At 44.5% G+C, this 20,337-nt stretch carries 12 protein-coding genes and 2 pseudogenes; 5 read left to right on the top strand and 9 right to left on the bottom strand.

Annotated elements, in window-relative coordinates; all coding sequences use genetic code 11:
* Positions 1-63: 63 nt before the first annotated feature.
* The 4 genes and pseudogenes from trxB (at position 64) to N4J56_RS07330 (ending at position 6,983) form a co-directional block, all read left to right on the top strand.
* Positions 64-1,431 (top strand): thioredoxin-disulfide reductase, encoded by a 1,368-nt coding sequence (gene trxB, locus N4J56_RS07345; RefSeq protein ID WP_317105869.1) that lies wholly within the window; start codon positions 64-66, stop codon positions 1,429-1,431.
* A gap of 433 nt (positions 1,432-1,864) precedes the next feature.
* A complete protein-coding gene (locus N4J56_RS07340) occupies positions 1,865-2,473 on the top strand; it encodes a hypothetical protein (protein WP_317105868.1) in 609 nt (202 codons plus the stop codon).
* A complete protein-coding gene (locus tag N4J56_RS07335; protein ID WP_317105867.1) occupies positions 2,395-4,761 on the top strand; it encodes a hybrid sensor histidine kinase/response regulator in 2,367 nt (788 codons plus the stop codon). The genes N4J56_RS07340 and N4J56_RS07335 overlap by 79 nt, the downstream gene beginning before the upstream one ends.
* A 3-nt stretch (positions 4,762-4,764) precedes the next feature.
* A pseudogene (locus N4J56_RS07330) lies at positions 4,765-6,983 on the top strand (EAL domain-containing protein).
* A 55-nt stretch (positions 6,984-7,038) separates the two neighbouring features.
* Here N4J56_RS07330 and N4J56_RS07320 read toward each other — a convergent pair.
* The 3 genes and pseudogenes from N4J56_RS07320 to N4J56_RS40800 all read right to left on the bottom strand — a co-directional run.
* Positions 7,039-8,205, bottom strand: coding sequence for a hypothetical protein (locus tag N4J56_RS07320; RefSeq protein WP_317105864.1), 1,167 nt, complete (start codon positions 8,203-8,205; stop codon positions 7,039-7,041).
* Between the two features lie 666 nt (positions 8,206-8,871).
* Entirely contained in the window at positions 8,872-11,325 is a 2,454-nt protein-coding gene (gene ppsA, locus N4J56_RS07315; RefSeq protein ID WP_317105863.1) for a phosphoenolpyruvate synthase, read from the bottom strand.
* A gap of 327 nt (positions 11,326-11,652) precedes the next feature.
* Positions 11,653-11,831, bottom strand: a pseudogene (locus tag N4J56_RS40800) (DUF4351 domain-containing protein); the annotation flags it as partial.
* A 551-nt stretch (positions 11,832-12,382) separates the two neighbouring features.
* Between N4J56_RS40800 and N4J56_RS07310 the strand changes: the two are divergent.
* Complete coding sequence (locus N4J56_RS07310) at positions 12,383-12,514, top strand: hypothetical protein (RefSeq protein ID WP_317105862.1); 132 nt, start codon at positions 12,383-12,385, stop codon at positions 12,512-12,514.
* A gap of 8 nt (positions 12,515-12,522) precedes the next feature.
* Here the strand turns inward: N4J56_RS07310 and recG are convergent, their stop codons facing one another.
* From recG to N4J56_RS07280, 6 genes are all read right to left on the bottom strand, one after another.
* Positions 12,523-15,102 carry an ATP-dependent DNA helicase RecG gene (gene recG / locus N4J56_RS07305; protein ID WP_317105861.1) on the bottom strand — a complete coding sequence of 860 codons (2,580 nt, stop codon included), beginning with the start codon at positions 15,100-15,102 and terminating at the stop codon, positions 12,523-12,525.
* A gap of 55 nt (positions 15,103-15,157) precedes the next feature.
* Positions 15,158-16,063 (bottom strand): hypothetical protein, encoded by a 906-nt coding sequence (locus N4J56_RS07300; protein ID WP_317105860.1) that lies wholly within the window; start codon positions 16,061-16,063, stop codon positions 15,158-15,160.
* Positions 16,064-16,255: 192 nt separating this feature from the next.
* Entirely contained in the window at positions 16,256-16,879 is a 624-nt protein-coding gene (tsf, locus tag N4J56_RS07295) for a translation elongation factor Ts (RefSeq protein WP_317105859.1), read from the bottom strand.
* Between the two features lie 92 nt (positions 16,880-16,971).
* Entirely contained in the window at positions 16,972-17,775 is an 804-nt protein-coding gene (rpsB, locus tag N4J56_RS07290; protein ID WP_317105858.1) for a 30S ribosomal protein S2, read from the bottom strand.
* A gap of 179 nt (positions 17,776-17,954) precedes the next feature.
* A complete protein-coding gene (locus N4J56_RS07285; RefSeq protein ID WP_317105857.1) occupies positions 17,955-18,947 on the bottom strand; it encodes a glycosyltransferase family 2 protein in 993 nt (330 codons plus the stop codon).
* A 245-nt stretch (positions 18,948-19,192) separates the two neighbouring features.
* The gene (locus tag N4J56_RS07280; RefSeq protein ID WP_410500444.1) at positions 19,193-19,843 is read right to left on the bottom strand and encodes a DedA family protein; all 651 of its coding nucleotides are present in this window, start codon (positions 19,841-19,843) and stop codon (positions 19,193-19,195) included.
* Positions 19,844-20,337 lie beyond the last annotated feature (494 nt).

The following is a 20,337-nucleotide window of genomic DNA, read 5'->3' as shown; positions in this document are numbered from 1 at the left end:
ACTTCTCTATAGCTCTTGCTATAATAACAAAAGCGTAGTCGTTATGAGTTCATACTTACCCCTATGACCAATCCTGCTGTTGAGAACTTAGTGATTATTGGCTCTGGACCCGCTGGATACACGGCAGCTATCTATGCAGCGCGGGCAAACCTCAAACCTGTTGTCTTTGAAGGCTTCCAAGCAGGGGGCTTACCTGGTGGGCAGCTGATGACGACGACAGAAGTAGAAAACTTCCCTGGTTTTCCAGAAGGAATTACAGGACCGGAACTAATGGATCGGATGAAGGCTCAGGCAGAACGCTGGGGAGCAGAGTTATACACCGAGGACGTAATTGCAGTTGACTTGTCGCAGCGTCCGTTTACCGTCCGTTCTGAGGAGCGAGAATTTAAGACAAATAGCATTGTCATTGCCACTGGAGCCACAGCAAAGCGTTTGGGACTGCCGGATGAACATCAGTTTTGGAGCCGAGGCATATCAGCATGTGCGATCTGCGATGGCGCTACCCCGATCTTTCACAGAGCGAAATTAGCCGTGATTGGTGCTGGTGACTCTGCCGCTGAAGAATCGATTTACCTAACTAAATATGGCGACGAGGTACACATGTTAGTGCGGGGAGACAAAATGCGTGCTAGTAAAGCAATGCAAGACCGCGTTTTGAATAATCCCAAAATTACCGTTCACTGGAATACGGAAGCAGTAGATGTGTTTGGCAACGAAAAGCACATGGAAGGCTTGCTGATCCGTAATAACAAGACAGGTGAAGAAAGTAAGCTAGACGTGCGGGGTTTATTCTACGCGATCGGTCACAATCCCAACACATCTTTATTTAAAGGTCAACTGGAATTAGATGATGTAGGATACATTGTCACCAAGCACGGTTCGGTAGAAACCAGTGTCGAAGGAGTATTCGCGGCTGGAGACGTGCAAGACCACGAATATCGCCAAGCGATTACGGCTGCTGGTAGCGGTTGTATGGGAGCAATGCTAGCAGAGCGGTGGCTGTCGGTGAATGGATTGATTCAAGAATTCCACCAAAAACCAGAGACTCCCAATAACGAACTGGAACATCAAGCCAAGCAAGCCGCCACCCCAGAAGAATTCGATCTAGCTCAGACGCGGCATTATGGTGGTTATGCTTTACGCAAACTATTTCATGATAGCGATCGCCTCCTGATAGTGAAATATGTCTCGCCTGGATGCGGTCCTTGCCATACGCTCAAACCGATTCTGAATAAAGTTGTCGATGAGTTTGACGGCAAAATTCACTTTGTCGAAATTGACATTCAAGCAGACCCCGATATTGCCGAGAACGCTCAAGTCACGGGAACGCCAACGATTCAATTCTTTAAAGATAAGGAGTTGCTGAGTGAAACCAAAGGCGTGAAGCAAAAGAGTCAATATCGCCAGTTGATTGAGAGCTATCTGAATTAATTTGTCGCAATAATCGCAATTGAATTCGATTTTGACTCTTAGTTAAGGGTCGGTTCATGGGTTGTAGAGACGTAGTAACTTGCGTTTTTACAACCCATTATTTCATGCAATTTTCAAGTTAAATTTTAAGTAAATAAAATTATAACTAATGATAGATGTAATATTTTAAAGATTAAGACGCTCGGTCAAGAAAAATTTCAAGAAAAATCAGAGATTGAACCCGGTCATCGCCCTAATCTGGTAAAGCTCCTCAAACATCCTTTTTGGCTTCTCTGTGTTTAAATAATTTAGAAAAAGTGAAGATCGGCAGAAACTCGGATGTCGTTAGACTATTTTGCAGTCTGTAATAAATTATCTCCATTTAGCTGCCTAGATTAGCACTAATTCTCTGCTCGTTACGGTTTGCTTATTGTGGAGTTGTTGAATTTACAGTATGCTGCCAAAACCTTTAACTAACCAAAATCACAAAAGCGATCGGGAAGTACCTCTACGCCTCCTGTTGATATTGCCATTCGTGCTGCAAATTTTTGCTGCTGTCGGATTGACTGGATACTTTTCTTTACGTAACGGACAACAAGCAGTTAACGATCTGGCTCACCAGTTGATGGATAAAACTAACCAGTTAGTGAACGAACGCCTCAATGCTTACCTAGCAACGCCTCACCAAATCAATCAGCTCAATGTCAGTGCTGTAGAGACGGGAAAGCTCAATCTGAGAGATTTTCAAGATACAGGCAAGTATTTTTGGCAACAAATGCAGGTTTATGACAAGGTTAGCTATATCGGTTATGTGCTTGCAAGCGGTGAATTTGCTGGAGCAGGACGTTGGATAGAAGGGCAAGATGTAACAATCGATGAAATTTCTCCTCGTACTCAAGGGAAATACTACACTTATTCGACAGACAAGCAGGGAAATCGCTTGAAGCTAGAGCAAGTAAGCGAGTACGAACCTTTGAAAGATGTGTGGTATGCCCAAACAGTAAAGGCAGGCAAACCAACTGGACGCGGGTATACACTACAGAAGGATATGAGGGATATGTAGCGGCTTCTGCGAATTACCCGATCTACGATAAAGCTCGCAAACTAGTTGCTGTAATTGGGGTCGATCTGCTGCTGTCCGATATCAGCGATTTCCTCCGAAAGATACACATTAGTCCGTCAGGACAAGTCTTTATTATCGAACGAGATGGACTGTTAATCGCTAATTCTGGTACTGAAAAACCATACAAAATTGCCAATAAAAATACATATAGAATCAGTGCTGCGGACAGTCAAAACCCAAAAATTCGAGCTACAGCCAAGTATTTACAACAGAAATTCGGCAGCTTTAAAGCAATCCAAAATAGTCAAACATTAAACTTTCAACTGGAAGGCGATCGCCAATTCCTGCACGTACAACCGTGGCGCGATCGCTATGGCTTGGATTGGCTAGTTGTAGTCGTCGTACCAGAATCCGACTTCATGGCACAAATTAATGCCAACACGCGCATGACGATTTTGCTGTGTCTTTTGGCATTACTAGTAGCAACTGTATTGGGAATTGTTACTTCCCGTTGGATCGCTCAACCGATTGGGCGATTGAGCCTAGCTTCTGAAGCGATCGCGACAGGAGATCTGAATCAAGAAGTCAAAGTTAGTGCTGTCAAAGAATTAAAAACTTTGTCCCACTCTTTCAACCGGATGGCGGCTCAACTCAAAGACTCTTTCGAGCAACTAGAGAACCGAGTGCAGCAACGCACCCGCGAACTCAACGAAGCTAAAGTGGCAGCGGAAACAGCAAAAGAAACAGCAGAAGCGGCAAACAAAGCCAAAAGCGAATTTTTGGCAAACATGAGTCACGAATTGCGTACTCCCCTCAATGCCATTCTCGGCTTTGCCCAACTGATGCAACGCAATCGTACTCTCACTTTGGAACAGCAGGAAAATGTCAGCATCATCAATCGTAGTGGCAAACACCTACTGGCGCTGATCGACGACGTACTCGATATGTCCAAAATTGAAGCCGGACGGCTGACACTGCATCCACAGGAATTTGACCTGTACTTAATGCTGAATGCAGTCGAAGAAATGTTTCAACTCAAAGCAGACACTTTGGGTTTACAACTCGTATTCGATCGCCATCTAGATGTACCGCGCTGCATCAAAAGCGATGAAAAGAAATTGCGTCAAATCTTAATCAACCTCATTAGCAATGCGCTTAAATTTACTCCTGCTGGTAGCGTGACCGTGCGTGTAATAGCAGGGAGCAGGGAGCAGCGCCCGCTAGCTTTTCCGCCGTGCGACGGCGGAAAGCTTTGCGAGCGGGCGGCAGGGAGTAGGGGGGAGAGTGGGAGAAGGGGAGTAATTACCAACTACCAACTACCAATTACCAATTACCAATCACCAAATTCCCACTCACTACTCACTTTTACAGTCCAAGATACAGGCGTAGGCATAGCCGCAGAGGAGTTAGGGCAGTTGTTTCAAGCCTTTATCCAAACGGAAACTGGGCGCAAATCACAACAAGGTACGGGTTTGGGTTTAGCAATTAGCCAAAAGTTCGTGCAACTGATGGGAGGCGAGATTTCTGCCAGCAGCCAGATAGGAGTCGGGACGCAATTTGAATTTACCATTCCCGTACAGCTAGCAGATCCTAGCAGCATTCCCCAGGAGCGACCTCAGCGACAGGTGATTGGACTCGTACCAGGACAACCACAGTATCGCATTTTAGTAGTAGACGATCGCCCAGAAAATCGACAAATCGTCATCAAACTGCTGACTCCAATCGGCTTTGAAGTGCGCGAAGCGGAAAATGGTAAAGACGCGATCGCGGTGTGGTCGAGTTGGGAACCACATCTAATTTGGATGGATATGCGGATGCCCGTGATGAATGGTTACGAAACGACAGAATATATTAAATCGCACCTCAAAGGGCAAGCAACGATAATTATTGCCTTAACTGCTAGCACGTTAGAGGAAGAAAAAGCAGTGGTACTTTCGGCAGGGTGCGATGATTTTATGCGTAAACCCTTCCGTGCCGAAGAACTGTTTGAGAAGATGGCACAGCACATTGGCGTGCGCTACACCTACAAAGAGGAAGAAGAAAAACAAGATGTAGCGATCGAGGTATCATCGTGCGTCCTTAATCCTTCATCCTTACAAATTATGCCCCACCACTGGCTCGAACACCTACAGCAAGCAGCGGCACAACTCGATGGGGAGACAATCGCGCAGCTCGTGGCGCAAATTCCCGAGACTCATGCGCCTCTGGCAACAGCCTTACTCGAACAGGCAAACAATTTTGATTTTGATGATATTCTCAATCTCGCCCAAGCAGCGATCGGATTATAGTTTATGAACAGTGAGTGGGCGACTGCCTCTGAAAAGACAATCTTAATTGTGGACGATATTCCCGATAATTTGCGAGTGCTATCAGCAACGCTATCCGAGCAGGGTTACAAAGTCCGGTGTGCTAAAAATGGCAACATGGCATTAAAAGGAGCGCAGGTAGCTGCACCAGATTTAATTTTGTTGGATGTCAAAATGCCGGACATAGATGGTTATGAGGTTTGCCAACACTTAAAAGCTGAGACGCGAACCCGTGAAATTCCAATAATTTTTATGAGCGCTCTAGACGACGTACTAGACAAAGTCAGAGCTTTTGAAGTCGGGGGAGTTGACTATATTACTAAGCCGTTTCAAGTCGAAGAAGTTTTAGCTCGGATTAAAAATCAACTTGCCTTACAAGCAGCTAAGGCAGAAATTCAGCAATTAAATACCAAACTAGAACAACGGGTAGAACAGCGTACCGCGCAATTAGCAGCAGCGAATCATAAACTACAACAAGAAATTCTCGAACGGCAGCAAGCAGTTCAGCTATTAAATGAGAGCGAGGCACGACTGGAGAGCATTTTAAACTCTTTAGAAGAAGTTGTCTGGTCTGTTTCCGCTCAAAATCCAGCCTTGATTTATCTCAATCCTGCCGCACAGAAGGTTTATGGTATTCCGACGACAGAATTTTTTAAAAATCCGAAATTGTGGATGGAAGTCGTACATCCTGAAGACCGCGAACGGGTGGAAAAAGGGACGCAAATCTTGCAATCGCAGGGTAGCCATAGCTCGGAATACAGAATTGTGCGTGCTGATGGTGAAGTGCGCTGGTTGTGCGCTCGCGCTCATTTAATTTGTGACTCTACAGGCATTCCACTACGAGTCGATGGCATTATCTCTGACATTACCGAACGCAAGCGGATCGAGCAACAACTCATCCACGATGCTTTACACGATGACCTGACGGACTTACCAAATCGCACGTTTTTTCTGGAACGGTTGGAGCTAGCGTTGAGATATACCAAACGACATCCAGATTATCTGTTTGCCGTACTTTTCATCGATCTCGATCGCTTCAAAATTGTTAATGATAGCCTCGGACATGCAGTAGGCGATCGCCTCTTGATTGCTTTTACCAGTTTAATGCAACAATGCTTGCGTACTTCAGATACCGTGGCGCGCTTTGGTGGGGATGAGTTTACAATTTTACTAGAAGACATTGAGCAAATTGCCGACGCAATCAAAATTGCAGATCGCATTCAAGCAGAACTCGCCCAGCCATTTGAGTTAGAGGGGCATACGGTTTTTACTACTGCTAGTATCGGTATAGTTTTTAGTGGTATGGGATACGAGTCTCCCGCCGAGTTGCTACGGGATGCTGATACGGCGATGTACCGAGCTAAAGAGAGCGGCAAGGCACAATATACAATTTTCAACCCTGATATGTACGCTCAAACGCTACAACTACTGCATTTAGAAAGGGATTTGCGGCAAGCTTTGGAGCGTCAAGAATTTTGCTTGCATTACCAACCGATTGTATCTTTGAGTAGCGGTCAGATGGTTGGCTTTGAGGCACTCATCCGCTGGCAACATCCAGAACGAGGTTTAGTTTTCCCTGGTGAATTCATTCCTATTGCAGAAGAAATTGGTTTAATTGTACCCATTGGTGAATGGGTTTTAGAACAAGCTTGCTATCAATTGCGGCAGTGGCAGTTACAGTTACCTCAAGCAGCAACTTTAAAAATCAGTGTCAATTTAGCTAGCCAGCAAATCAACCACCCCAAATTGAGCGAACAGATAGACCGAATTTTGGCTGTGACTGGCTTAGATGGTAGTCATTTAAGATTAGAAATTACTGAAACTATGTTGCTACACCATACAGAAGCAACAATTGATATGTTATTAAAAATTAGGTCTAAAAATATTCAGCTAAGTATTGATGATTTTGGTAAAGGTTATTCTTCCTTGAGCTATTTACATCGATTTCCTATTAATACTTTAAAATTGATAGTTATTTTATCAGTCAAATAAATCCTAATTCTGAAAATGTGGAAATTGTCAGTACGATTAATACTCTAGCTCATAATTTGGGTATGGATGCGATCGCTGAGGGTATAGAAACGGCTCAACAATACGCTCAACTCAAAGCTTGGGGATGCGATTTCGGGCAAGGATATTTCTTTGCTAGACCTTTAGACTTCCATGCGGCAGAAGCGTTGATTATATCGAATCCGCAATGGTAATTGAGTCGTGCGTGAGTAGCGTAAGATGGGCAATGCCCACCTTACTCGGACTAAATTAATTCTCGATCGGTGGTGCGAGCGGCGCTCTCAATCTACCACCACCACCGATGTTATCGGGTCTGTTATTGTCAATGATGTTTAGTGCTGAAATTAGCTTCATCATGTCGTCATAAAAAGCACCACTCCGACCTTCAAAACTATAGCCGTAGCGAGCGCGAAATTCCTCTGGAACTCCTTGTTCTACAGCGAGGTAGTAAGCGTCCCAATAAGCATCATCGACTATATATGCACCATAATTTTGCAATGCCTTAAAAATCTTCTGCCCCGCAGGAGTCTTTAACCCTAAGCTGTCCATCTTCACATGAGCTGGAATTGCTAACAAACTACCTTGTACGAGTTTGGGATTAGTCCCCTTATATTCACTCTCGGCGTATCGGTCGGCACGGTCGGCGGGCCAGCGATAACCGGGCATAGATTTAGAATAATGAAGATATTTTTTGCCCCAAACCAAGATTTTGATCGCGTGGCGAATTGGTTCGTCACCTGTTAGTTCGCCTCGGCGAATAGAACCGCCAATCGCCGACATCCCAGACCCGAAATGAGTGCCTTTAATCCCGTCGCCGTAAATGTCAACACCCCCCCACGGGTTACGCCAGCCGTGGATGTTGCCACCTGCGGTACAACGGGCAAGGGGTTCGAGTTGTTCGATTGTTCTGCCATCTGGCATCAAAAAGGCAGCGGCGTTATTAGGCGTAGAATATGGCTGACTAGTTGCGTCTGGGACGATTAAATTGTCGGGGACTGGTAGAGAAAGACCCATTGATTGCTTACCCGTACAGCGTCCAGGACCAAAGCTTCCAGGTGATACAACTTGTCGCATTGGATCGCCAGCTTTTAGTTTGTAGAAGTACTCCCGATCTGCACCAAAAAAGCCTGCTTTTGGAAGATTTGCTGGTACATATGTTGCAGTAGCCCCGATTGGCATATTCCAAATCGAAGTAGAGGAGAAGGGCCACAACCATTTGTCTCGCGATTTGGGGTCTTGAGCTAGAATGCCAGAAGTTACTTGCTGACTAATGAGAAAATCTTGGCTTGGCTTTTGAGCCGACAGATTGCCAGATTTCCCTTCATTATTTGCAGTCGTTGTATGACAGCTACCGATAGTAATACTAAGAACAACACTAGCTGCTAGTGCAATTTGCTGAGCTTGAAACTTATGCATGATCTACTGTATATCTTTAGTGAGTGCGAGCAAGACAGAGGTTGCTGCTAGTTGAATTTGAGTTGGGGGATAGAAGAAACTTGAAAAATGCGATCGCATATATCTAAACACTTAAGGAAATAGAGTGAAATATCTCGACCGTGAAACTCAGAGCGATCGCGCTTGGTTTAAGTTAAATTTATATAACCATCACAAAATCAAGTTAATATGTATTTTTCAGATCGACCAAGGGCAATTGTACTGAAGTTAAATTACAGTAAAATTGCCGATCTGCAAGCATTAACTCGATCGATATACGGTGTTTGGAGATGTTTGCTAAGCGATATACCTACGCTTGAGGACGATTGCCAGCTACTATGCGTTTTATGTATGAGTTAGCAAATTAATACAGTATTTATCGTAGAAATACGTAAATTTTACCCATATTTGAGATCCATAAAAATAATTAGTACAGCACTAAGCCCCAGCGAATCGAATTCGCGGCTAAATAAACATAGATGTATAGCAGCTTGCCGTAGGCAAACTAGCCCGCGCGGATTCATGGCAAGTTAAGGGTTGAACCTACATTCACGCAGAATAGGTAGGTTTTGCGTGTGTAGCAGCGATTTCAATCGCCAAGTGCAAGATTTCAAAAAATAGGGCGGGTATAACCCACCCCACAAACTCTTAGCACCCGCGACCCAGCTTCTCTTCTACTTCTGCTACCATCAACAGAGTTTTTAGTACCGAATCGGGGTTGAGGCTCATAGAATCTATTCCCTGTTCTACTAAAAACTGAGCAAATTCTGGGTAATCGCTGGGGGCTTGACCGCAGATCCCAATTTTACGACCTTTAGCTTTAGCAGTAGCGATCGCCATTTGCACTAATCGTTTAACTCCTGGGGTGCGTTCGTCAAACAAACCCGCTACTAAAGCTGAATCTCGGTCTAATCCAATTGTCAGCTGAGTTAAATCGTTAGAACCAATCGAAAACCCATCAAAGACTTCGCTGAATTCCTCCGCCATCAAAACGTTGTTAGGCAACTCGCACATGACGTAGATTTCTAATCCGTCTTTCCCTCGTTCTAAACCGTGCTTTGCCATTTCTGCCAAGACTTTACGCCCTTCTTCGGGAGTGCGGCAAAAAGGAATCATCGGAATTAAATTGGTTAACCCCATCTCTTTTCGTACCTGCTTGATGGCATGACACTCTAAAGCAAAAGCATCGCGGTAACGCGGATCGTAGTAACGCGCCGCCCCTCGCCACCCTAGCATCGGGTTTTCTTCCTTGGGTTCAAACTGCTTTCCACCGAGTAAATTGGCATATTCATTCGACTTAAAGTCACTCATCCGCACAACGACTGGATTAGGGTAAAAAGCAGCTGCCAGCGTCGCTGCACCTTGGGCTAATTTTTCGATAAAGTACTGGGGCTTCTCGGCAAAAAATGCCGTCATCTCGGCAATTTTAGCTTTTTCCGCTTCGTCCTCTAAGCGATCGAAATGCAGCAGTGCCAAGGGATGAATTTTGATGTAGTTGGCAATAATAAACTCTAGCCGTGCCAATCCCACACCATCGTTAGGAATTGCCGAGAGGCTGAAAGCTTCCGCAGGATTGCCTACGTTCATCATAATTTTGGTACGAGTGCGAGGCAGGTTATCTAAGGGAACTTCTCGAACTTCAAAAGGTAATAATCCTTGGTAAACCTTTCCCTCATCTCCTTCAGCACAGGAAACCGTAACTTCTTGCCCAGAATGCAACACGCTGGTAGCATCGCCACAACCGACGATCGCCGGAATTCCAATTTCTCTAGCGATAATTGCGGCGTGACAAGTTCTACCCCCTTGATTGGTGACAATTGCGCTGGCTTTTTTTAAAATAGGTTCCCAGTCGGGGTCTGTTTTATCAGTAACTAATACATCTCCAGTTTGGAAATGGTCGAGTCTATGCACGTCTGTAATGACTTTAACTTTCCCTTGACCGATCGCCTCGCCGACACTGCGACCTGTAATTATAGGTGCATCGCCGTTAGCCCCGACTAAGTGATAACTCCGTAAAACGTTGAGACTTTTTTGTGATTGTACGGTTTCGGGGCGGGCTTGGACGATAAATAGTTCTTCGGTTACGCCGTCTTTTGCCCACTCAATATCCATCGGGGTATAAGTACCGCGCACTTTAGAGTAATGATCTTCGATCGCGCAAGCCCAACGCGCTAATTGCAATATCTCGTCATCGTTGAGGGCATATTTGCCGCGATCGCTAGGTACGACAGGAACGTTTCTGGTAACTTTCGATCCGCCTGTATCGTAGACCATTTTGAATTCTTTAGAACCCAATCTTTTGCCTAAAATCGGGCGAAATCCTGCTTTCAATGTAGGTTTGAAGACGTAGTATTCATCGGGGTTAATCGCCCCTTGGACGATGTTTTCGCCCAAACCATAGGCGGCTGTAATCAAGGCAGCATTTTTAAATCCTGTCTCCGTATCGATAGAGAACATCACCCCAGAAGCCGCCAAGTCAGAACGTACCATTTTTTGTACGCCAATCGAGAGGGCAACGCTGAAATGGTCGAAGCCTCGGCTGTGGCGATAGGAGATGGCGCGATCGGTAAATAGGGAAGCAAAACAACGATGACAGGCAACTAGTACGCCTTCAACGCCGTTGATGTTGAGGTAGGATTCTTGCTGTCCGGCAAAACTAGCATCTGGTAAGTCTTCGGCTGTGGCGCTAGAACGAACGGCAACATCAGTGTCAATCCCGTAATTTTCGCATAGCTTTTCGTAGGCAGACGCGATCGCCTCTTTTAAGTCTTTCGGGAAAGGCGTGTACCGCAGCATCGATCTTGCTTGTTTACCGCGTTGGCGTAAGTTATTCAGATCTTCCACATCCAAATCGGCAAATAGCGATCGCAATTTGGCATCTAAACCAGTTTGCTGAATGTAATAGCGATAGGCATAAGCAGTAATTGCAAAGCCGTTGGGAACGTTAATACCTTGGGGTGTGAGTTGTTGGATCATTTCGCCTAAAGAGGCGTTTTTCCCACCTACCAAAGCCAGATCGTGAATTCCTACCTCTTCAAACCAGAGAATCAGCGATCGCTTTTTTGCTGCGGGGGAGGTCTTTTCTGTCACCGCCGTTACCATAGCTATTTTCCTCTCTAGTGATTGCTACTGCGATCGAGTCAATTTTTATCAAAAAGTAAATTTAGTATTTTCTTTTCTAATCTATTAGGGATCAAAGCCTTTTGACATTAAATCTAAACGAACCTACACATTTGTGGTTTGTCAGCCATTCTGCAAAGAGTATTATTTAGAAATTTATATTGAAAAAGATAAAATTGAATTACGCGAAATCTTAATATTGACTAATCTAACAATTTTTGCGAAGACTTGTTGTATAACCTACTGCAACTAGTAAAAATCGAAAAAAACATCAATTGTGTAGCAGTAGGCGAGAATATGTATAAATTCTTAGTTTGCTGAATTATTTAACCAGTTGACTAAATCTTCTGAACTAGAAAACTCCAATAGAGCTTCAGCCAAATTTCCAACTGAGTTAAGGATAACTGGCAAATGCGCTCTTGTAATTCAGGCTCAACGGCTCCAATTCGGCGCGGTAACTGACGCAAAATCAACGCGAGAGCTTCTTCCTGTCTTCCTTGTTACAGTTCTTGTTCCATTATCAAGGCATGGTTCTTGAGGCAGAGGATGCTGCTAAATCATGGTAAAGCCTTTCAGAAAGTGAACGTGAAGAGTATAAACACGAGGCTTTAGCAATTACCACGCGAGAACGATTTAGTTTGAGTTTTTGGGATATTGTACAATTCACGTTTTACTCGGTTCTTCTATTTCATAACCTCTTTCAGGATCTTGAATTGCAGGATAGGTATTTAGACGAGTTTGTAGTAATTATTTTTGAAGCCATTGCTAATGAAGAACTATTAAAGAATGAAAGTAATGTTTTTTCAGATAATTTGACTGAAAACCTAAATACTAGCTCTCTGTTGCCATATATGACAAACTTAAGTCGCACAAGAGAGGAGTAAATACAAAAAACCAAAAAGCGTTAGCCTATATACAATCCAAGATTGATGAAGAAGCTAGTGAGGAAAAAATACAAGAAAGTAGGGAAACTTGGGCAACAGCACAGGTCTTAAGCATACCAACAGCTGATAAAAAGAGAATTGATGCAGATATAATTATGTCAGCTCAATGGAATTTGCAGCAGCAGTTTCCAGGTCGTAGAGTTGTCGTAGCTACGGAAAATCTCGAACACTTGAAACGATTTACGATTGCCAGCATTGGAAAGATATTACTTACTAAGATTTTATAGACCCTAACTTAAGTTAAAATCGTCCCACCCAGCAACTTTTGGTATCTATACGTTAATTCTGCTTGCATTAAAGTCCAGCGTTGTAAAGTTGGATCTTTCTCCATCACCTTTTCAGCGGCTTCTCGCGCAATTTCTAAAACTGCTTGGTCGTCAATTAAACTTGCCAAAGTAAAATCTGGTAGTCCAGCTTGACGCATTCCTAAAACTTCCCCAGGACCGCGAAATTTCATATCTGCTTCAGCAATAAAAAAGCCATCTTGAGATTCTTCTAATACTTTTAAGCGCTGACGGGCAGTTTCATTCTTAGGATTACCCATTAACAGACAAAAAGATTGCGCCGCACCACGTCCGACACGTCCCCGCAACTGGTGCAACTGAGATAAACCAAATCGTTCGGCATTTTCAATTAACATTACGGTAGCGTTGGGAACATCTACACCAACTTCAATTACAGTCGTAGAGACGAGAATTTGCGTTTGGTTGTCGCGAAATAAATTAATCGCCTCGTCTTTATCAGCTGACGACATGCGACCGTGGAGCAATCCGACTTGAAACTGGGGAAAAATGCTTTCTTGCAACTTTTGAAACTCGTCGACTGCTGCTTTTAAATCCAGCTTTTCCGATTCTTCCACCAAGGGCAAGACAATGTAAGCTTGCCTTCCTTGTGCAACTTCGCGCAGAATCAATTCGTAAGCGTGCGATCGCTCTTTACTCGATAAAACTGTAGTATGAATCTTTTGTCTCCCAGGAGGCAATTCATCAATTTGGCTCACATCCAAATCCCCGTGTAAGGTTAAGGCAAGCGTGCGGGGAATCGGCGTAGCTGTCATCGTCAAAACGTGGGGAGACTCGCCCTTTTGTTGCAAACGAGCGCGTTGTTCGACACCAAATCGGTGTTGTTCGTCAATTACGACTAATCCTAAACGTTGAAAAATGACTTTATCTTGAATTAAAGCATGAGTCCCCACTAACAGGGGTAACTCTCCTGTTTCTAATTGGGCGTGAATTTGCCTTCGTTTCGCCGCCGGAGTCGAACCCGTCAGCAATTCTACAGGTAAATGTAATAAGTTAAACCAACCAACTAACTTGCGATAATGCTGTTCTGCTAATACCTCTGTGGGAGCCATCAACGCTCCCTGGTAGCCTGATTGAATCGCGGCGAGAATTGCTACCACTGCAACAACCGTTTTCCCCGAACCCACATCTCCCTGAACCAGGCGATTCATCGGTACGGATTTTTTTAAGTCATTGAGAATGTCATTAATCACCCTTTGCTGCGCACCAGTGAGTTTAAAAGGTAAAAGTTGATAAAACTTTTCCACCAATTGACCGCTTGGCGAGAGAACGGCACTATTAGCAATTTGCCGTGCTTTATATTGGCGTTGCAGTAAGCCTAGTTGTAAGTAGAAAAATTCGTCAAAGACTAGGCGACGACGGGCAAGTTCTAAAGCGTCGGTATCAGCTGGAAAATGGATATTAGCGATCGCTTCCCTTACCTCAACAAATCCGTAATAATCGCGTAAAGCTTTTGGTAACGGATCTTTGAGATGAACTAAAGATGGCAGTGCGGTAGTGACAGCCTTGCGCACCATATCTGCCCCAATACCTTCCGTCAAGGGGTAAATTGGCACAACTCGACCCACAGTTAATGAATCAATTGTATCTCCTGGGTGTGCCAGCACCTCCAGAGCTGGTTTGTCCAGCGTCAGACCGTATTTACTCTCTTTCACTAATCCCGACGCTGCGACGACTGCGCCAGGTGGATATTTGCGCTTTTGTTGTTCTTGCCAGCCACGATGAGAATAACGTCCGCCAGCGAAAAAGTAGTTGAGGCGAATTTGACCCGTATTATCTTTCAGGACAATTTCCAGAATGGATAATTTAGCATTACGAGGACTGGTAAAACACTGGCACTTTTTTACCGTTCCTACTAGCGTTGCTGTTTCCCCCGCCTCTAAATCGCAAATCTTGACCTGCCGTGCGTAGTTAATATGATCGCGGGGATAGTAGAGTAAGACATCTCTGACAGTGTACAGTCCCAACTTGGCTAAAATCTCACCTCTTCTCGCACCAATCTCCGGCAACCTCGTCAAGGGCTGCTCTAAACTGGGTGCAAGACGTTGATTTATCTCTGAAGATTTAGTGGAAATTAGGGGTGAGGTTTTAGGTTGGACGACGGGGGAGTCGGGAGTGAGAGAGTGGGAGAGTGAGAGAGTAGGAGTGGGAGAGTGAGAATCGGAAATGGTGTTTTGACTTTTAACTTTTGACTTTTGACTTAAATTATTGTCTGACTCATATAAATGCTGCTGTTCCGATACTTGTTGCGATAGGTGCAAGCATCTACGTGCTGCTGCAACTACACTTTGTCTCTCTTCCTGCGTCATCTGATGGTATTCGGCAAATTGCATTGCCATTTCCTGCCATCTACGTCTTTCTTCTACAGATAAAGTGACAGGAGGTTTGCCAAAACTCAAACAGAGAAACTCGCTGAAGCGATATTGTTTCCCTACCAAGTCTACAAAGCCTTTTTCTGCCTCCACAGCTAAGGCTTTCTGCAATCGCAACCAGTCTATATCGTCATTAGTCATTAGTCATTGGTCATTTATATCTAGTGAAGGTTGTTAACTGATAACCGATCGCTTACTATTCATCAAACCAACTCGCACGCCATGCAGCTTCTGCTTCAGCGATCGTTCGCTCCCGCTGCCTCTTCTGATATTCTCGCCCTAAAGAAACTAAATTTGATTCTAGTTGCCGTACTTGGTTGCGTGCAGTCCTGACATTGGTATCTGCAAACTCAACTTCCGACAACCGCAACTGAATTGCAATTAACTGCGTCACGCCACCTTCTTGCAAATCCTGCGGATTTTCAGTTTCAATTAATAAATTCATGACATTGGGTGGTCCTGCTGTCATTTCGCCCGTAGTTTCCGATACTGCGGTAGCAGCTTCTAGTAAAGGAGCAGGTAGTTTTTGAGGTAGAATGCCAGATTTTTGCAGTAATTGATTCGCATCTAAGGATAAGGTTTTGAGGACTTGGGCGATCGCTCGTTCTAAAATTTGCTGCCATTGTACTAGTTCTAAAGGGTTAGAAGGCGTAGCAGGAGACTCAGAATTCGGAATAGACGCTGACGCTATACTACGTGAACGGAATTCGGAATTCGGAATTATCTGTTCCTGTTCCTCTATCAAGTCCTGTTCTATTTCAGCGATCGCACTTTCTCTATCTAGCTGAATACTATGTGCTAGCTCCCGTGCCATTTCCATTGGGTTCTTCAACAGTTCTAGCAATCGTTCGGCTGCTGTTTGCCCTAACTGACGAAGCGATCGCTGCAATTGCTGTCTTTGATTCATAGACAGACTCAAAAATTGCTTGGGATACGCCTGAGTGCAGACTTGATAACTTGCTAAGATCAGCTGTTGGCGTGTAGCTTGTCCTAAAGCTTGACAATAACTCGTGTAGGCGCTGTTGAGTTCGGCAAATAACTTATTTGCCGACTTTTCCAAAGCTTGCATGTCTCGCTCAATTTGTTCGATTGCTCTTGCCATCTTTTCAGTTGTCAGTTATCAGTTATCAGTGGTACGTGGTGCGCGGTATTTTTTCTCCCTCAGCTCTCTTCCCCCCTACTCCCTACTCGTGCGCTCCCTGCTCCCTAAAAAAAAGGACGGGTGGGTGCGTCGCACCATTTTAACCCGTCTGGTAAATTGAAGGGAGCTAATCAATAGCTCGATGATTTGGCTCTATTCTTCGGATGACTTTTCGATGCCTTCACCTAAGACGTAGCGGGAGAAGCGACGGATTTGAATATTTTCGCCTAACTGGGCGATCGCTTCTTTAACCAAATCTTCTACTGATTTGTTTTGATCCTTGATGTACGCTTGATCCACTAAGGACATCTCTTTCAAGCGCTTTTCAATGCGTCCAACAACGATCTTTTCGCGAATGTTCTCTGGTTTTCCTGCTAGATCGTCTTTCCCCATTTCAATCGCCTTCTCCTTTTCGACAACTTCAGGGGGAATATCGCTGACTCTAACGTACTCTACGTTAGGACAAGCAGCGATTTGCATGGCAATATTTCGCACTAATTCACTAAATGCTTGGTTGCGCGCTACGAAGTCAGTTTCGCAGTTCACTTCCACTAGCACGCCAATTCGCCCGCCAGTATGGATGTAACTATCTACTAGTCCTTCTGCTGCTACACGTCCGGCTTTCTTTCCAGCAGAGGCAAGCCCTTTCTGCCGCAGCCATTCAATGGCTTTTTCCATATCGCCATCAGTCGCTTGGAGTGCTTTTTTGCAATCCATCATGCCAGCGTTTGTTCTCTCGCGTAGCTCTTTAACAGCCTTTGCAGATATTTCCGCCATCTTCCCTCAATTCCTATTTGTTATTTGTTAATTGTTTGTTAGTCAATGGTTAATTGTTTGTCACTATCAACCATTAACCATTAACCATTAACCTATCCTTCTTCCTCTTCTTCGTTAGGAATCACCGCATCAGTGTATTCACTTTCGCTTTCATCATAATCGAAATCTTCTTCTGCACCCTCGTAATCTTCGTAATCCTCTTCCGCATCCAATTGTCCGTGTCGTCCTTCGTAAATTGCGTCAGCTAATTTGCCTACAATCAATTTGATCGAACGGATGGCATCATCGTTAGCAGGAATGGGAACGTCAACGAGATCGGGATCGCAGTTTGTATCCAACATAGATACAATTTCAATGCTTAACTTCTGGCATTCTAATACTGCGTTGTATTCCCGCCGCTGGTCTACAATTATGACCACATCAGGAACTTTGCGCATGTTCTTGATCCCACCCAGGTATTTTTGGAGTTTAGCTAGCTCTCGGCGCAGTACCGATGCTTCTTTTTTGGGTAGTAAATCCAGCGCTCCGCTTTCCTCACGACGTTCTAACTCTTTCAATCGTTCGGCGCGAGTTTTAATCGTCGTCCAGTTAGTCAGCATTCCACCTAACCATCGCTGGTTGACATAGCTAGCGCCACAACGCAAGGCTTCTTGAGCTACAATCCCCGCTGCTTGACGCTTCGTACCAACGAAGAGAAACTTTTTCCCTTGCTCGGCAGATTGTCTGACGTAATTGTAAGCTTCATCCATTAACTGAGCTGTCTGCACCAAGTCAATGATATGAACGCCATTACGAGCAGTGTAGATGTACTGAGACATTTTTGGATTCCACCTACGGGTTTGATGCCCAAAGTGAACCCCAGACTCCATCATTTGAGCCAATGAAACAACTGGCATATCTTCTTTAACTCCTGATTCGGGTTAATCCTCCACCCAGCTGCGTCTCCCAGGAAACACCCGAAAACGCTGGATGTGCGATTTGTAGACAACTTTTCTAGTATAATATGGTTTCAAACTAAAACGTTTCGGCACTTACGAAAAGTCTATACGGGTTTCTCTCCCGCAACAGAACGTCTTTACTCGATTCTAGGTTTCATCAAAGCGTACTCTTCGTAAACCCCTTGAACGTTGTACCAATTGAGGAAGATGCGGGCGACCTGTTCGGCTAATTGAGGCTTACCTTGGTTAATCAACCACCTTAAAACTGGGGCTAGGGTACGCTCGTTGAGTTGTCCGCCGAGGGAAAGAATCCCCCAGAGCAAGCGGTGTATCCAAGTCATTTGGATCATCATCCGCACTTCCCATGTTGGGTGCTTTTGGTAGAACAAAACTCCCATCCGACCGCGTTGAATTTCTTTGTCAATTAAATTAGGAATTTGCTCTAAATTAAAGGCTGGATGCCAGTGATAGCCGACTGCATCGGGGCATTTCACTAACTTTAACCCCAACTGTTTCAACCGCACGCCTAATTCCAAATCTTCCCAACCGTAGAGTTGAAAGCGCGTGTCGAACAACCCAGCTTTTTCTAGCCAATGGCGAGGAATAGCTACATTTCCCGTGGCAAAATAAGCCGCAGAAAAATCGGTAATTTTATAAGGCTCGGCTGTAGGCTTGTCAAAATTACATGTATTAATTACTCTGCCATAGGTGAAAATGCGATCGCTGCCATACATTTCGCGTCCCTGCTGCAACCCTTGAGCGTGCGCCTGCAAAAAATTCTCAGTCACGACCAAATCGCTATCGATGAACACGATCGTATCGCCCTTTGCCTGTTCTACTCCCAAATTGCGAGCCGCAGCTGGTCCCTGGTGGTCTTGTAGAAGCGATCGCACGTGGGGAAATTCATCTGCATTTGCCTCTAGCCATGCCAAAGTGCCATCTGTAGAGCCATCATCGACTAAAACTACCTCATAACCTTCTATAGCCACATCGTCAAGGTTTTGGCATTCTAGCGATCGCAAGCACTTCGCCAAAATTGGCAGGCGATTGTATGTAGGAATGACAACACTGAAAAACATCACTTTTTCCCCAACACCATTTTCTAGGGTAAAGCATTCGTTATTTGTCATTCGTCATTTGTCATTTGTCATTGGTGATTGACGGTAAACGCTGCGCTACACTACTCCTGCAAAGAAGCAAGCTACGTGAAGACAGTTGACAGTGAAGAAAGGGTGTAGGGTGTGGGGTGTAGGGTGTAGGGTGTAGGGGAGCCAGTGCGGTGCGGAGGGAACCTCCGTTGAAGCAACTGGCGCTATCAGGGTGTAGGGTTGAATTGTGACTTGTGACTTGTGACTTGTGACTTGTAATTGCTCCCTCAGCTCTCTTCCCCGACTCCCGACTCCCGACTCCCGACTCCCGCTTTACGTGCTTCCAGCCACAGAGGAACAAAAATGACAGCGAAAGCGATCGCTAGTGCTACGATGCCAAACTTAGCTGTGAGAGTAACTAATTCTTCTAGAGAAACAATTTTACCGACGAAGAAAGCCAGCGTCACCATGACTGATGCCCAAGCAGCAGCTCCCGCTAAGTTATAGATAAAGAATTTGGCGTAGGGCATTTGGGCAACACCAGCCAGTGGACCGGCAAAAATACGCAATAAAGCAATAAATCTGCCAAAAAATACGGCTTTGGTGGCGTTGTTACTAAACTGTTCTTTCATTTCTAGGAGTCGGTCTTCTGAAATGCGGAAAATTCGACCGACTTGCAACATGAATGACCAACCGAATTTTCTGCCAATTAAATAGCCGCAAGTTCCACCAATAGCAGCTCCCGCGATCGCATCACCTAAAACGAGCCAGTAATTTAACTCGTCACTACCTGCAAGAAACCCTCCTACTATGGTTACGGTTTCACCTGGGACGGGAATACCGAGGTTTTCTAATAAAATTCCGAGAAAAACTGCCCAATAGCCGTACTGGTGGGCAATTTCCTGAATTCTTTCCAACGATAAAAACTCTAGTGACATCCAGCCGCCTTTACAAAGTTTTACTTTTCTTCCATCTTGGCGCGAGCCTGGAAAATGTGTCAATCCAAGTTATGCTGCCGTTTATCCTCGCATCAGTTGAATATTACGAAAAACTACTGAAAATCAATAAATATTACATTGTTTGCTTTACGTAATCTTTATAAAAAACTCGATTTGTAATAAAGATTCGGTAAAAACTGTTGATTTTACTGAAACTTGAAGGTTTCCATGCTTAGATCGATTCATCTGAAGCAGCCGCTCGAATACTTTCCTAATTGTTTTGGTATTAAACCTACAATGTAGCGATTGAGGCAGCCGCGTCCGCTCGTGAATCTACTGAGATCGATTGAATTAACTCTATGAACTACAACAGAAACAGCAGTGATTTTACGGTTGGATATATGCACTAAAAATCGTTAGCCTAAAATAGGAATCAAGTTTACGTAAATAAAAGCGATTGATTCAGTCATTTTTTTATTTAAATATTTGTGAAT

Origin of the sequence: Chroococcidiopsis sp. SAG 2025 (assembly GCF_032860985.1) — a bacterium.
Classification (GTDB): Bacteria; Cyanobacteriota; Cyanobacteriia; order Cyanobacteriales; family Chroococcidiopsidaceae; genus Chroococcidiopsis.
Note: the sequence above shows the minus strand (reverse complement) of the source record. Positions and strands in the feature narration are given on the sequence as shown.

Bases quoted from the DNA above. Each gene is read 5' to 3' on its own strand.
- trxB (WP_317105869.1), top strand. From the start codon at position 64: ATGACCAATCCTGCTGTTGAGAACTTAGTGATTATTGGCTCTGGACCC.
- N4J56_RS07340 (WP_317105868.1), top strand. From the start codon at position 1,865: ATGCTGCCAAAACCTTTAACTAACCAAAATCACAAAAGCGATCGGGAA.
- N4J56_RS07320 (WP_317105864.1), bottom strand. From the start codon at position 8,205: ATGCATAAGTTTCAAGCTCAGCAAATTGCACTAGCAGCTAGTGTTGTT.
- ppsA (WP_317105863.1), bottom strand. From the start codon at position 11,325: ATGGTAACGGCGGTGACAGAAAAGACCTCCCCCGCAGCAAAAAAGCGA.
- N4J56_RS07310 (WP_317105862.1), top strand. From the start codon at position 12,383: ATGTCAGCTCAATGGAATTTGCAGCAGCAGTTTCCAGGTCGTAGAGTT.
- recG (WP_317105861.1), bottom strand. From the start codon at position 15,102: ATGACTAATGACGATATAGACTGGTTGCGATTGCAGAAAGCCTTAGCT.
- N4J56_RS07300 (WP_317105860.1), bottom strand. From the start codon at position 16,063: ATGGCAAGAGCAATCGAACAAATTGAGCGAGACATGCAAGCTTTGGAA.
- tsf (WP_317105859.1), bottom strand. From the start codon at position 16,879: ATGGCGGAAATATCTGCAAAGGCTGTTAAAGAGCTACGCGAGAGAACA.
- rpsB (WP_317105858.1), bottom strand. From the start codon at position 17,775: ATGCCAGTTGTTTCATTGGCTCAAATGATGGAGTCTGGGGTTCACTTT.
- N4J56_RS07285 (WP_317105857.1), bottom strand. From the start codon at position 18,947: ATGACAAATAACGAATGCTTTACCCTAGAAAATGGTGTTGGGGAAAAA.
- N4J56_RS07280 (WP_410500444.1), bottom strand. From the start codon at position 19,843: ATGTCACTAGAGTTTTTATCGTTGGAAAGAATTCAGGAAATTGCCCAC.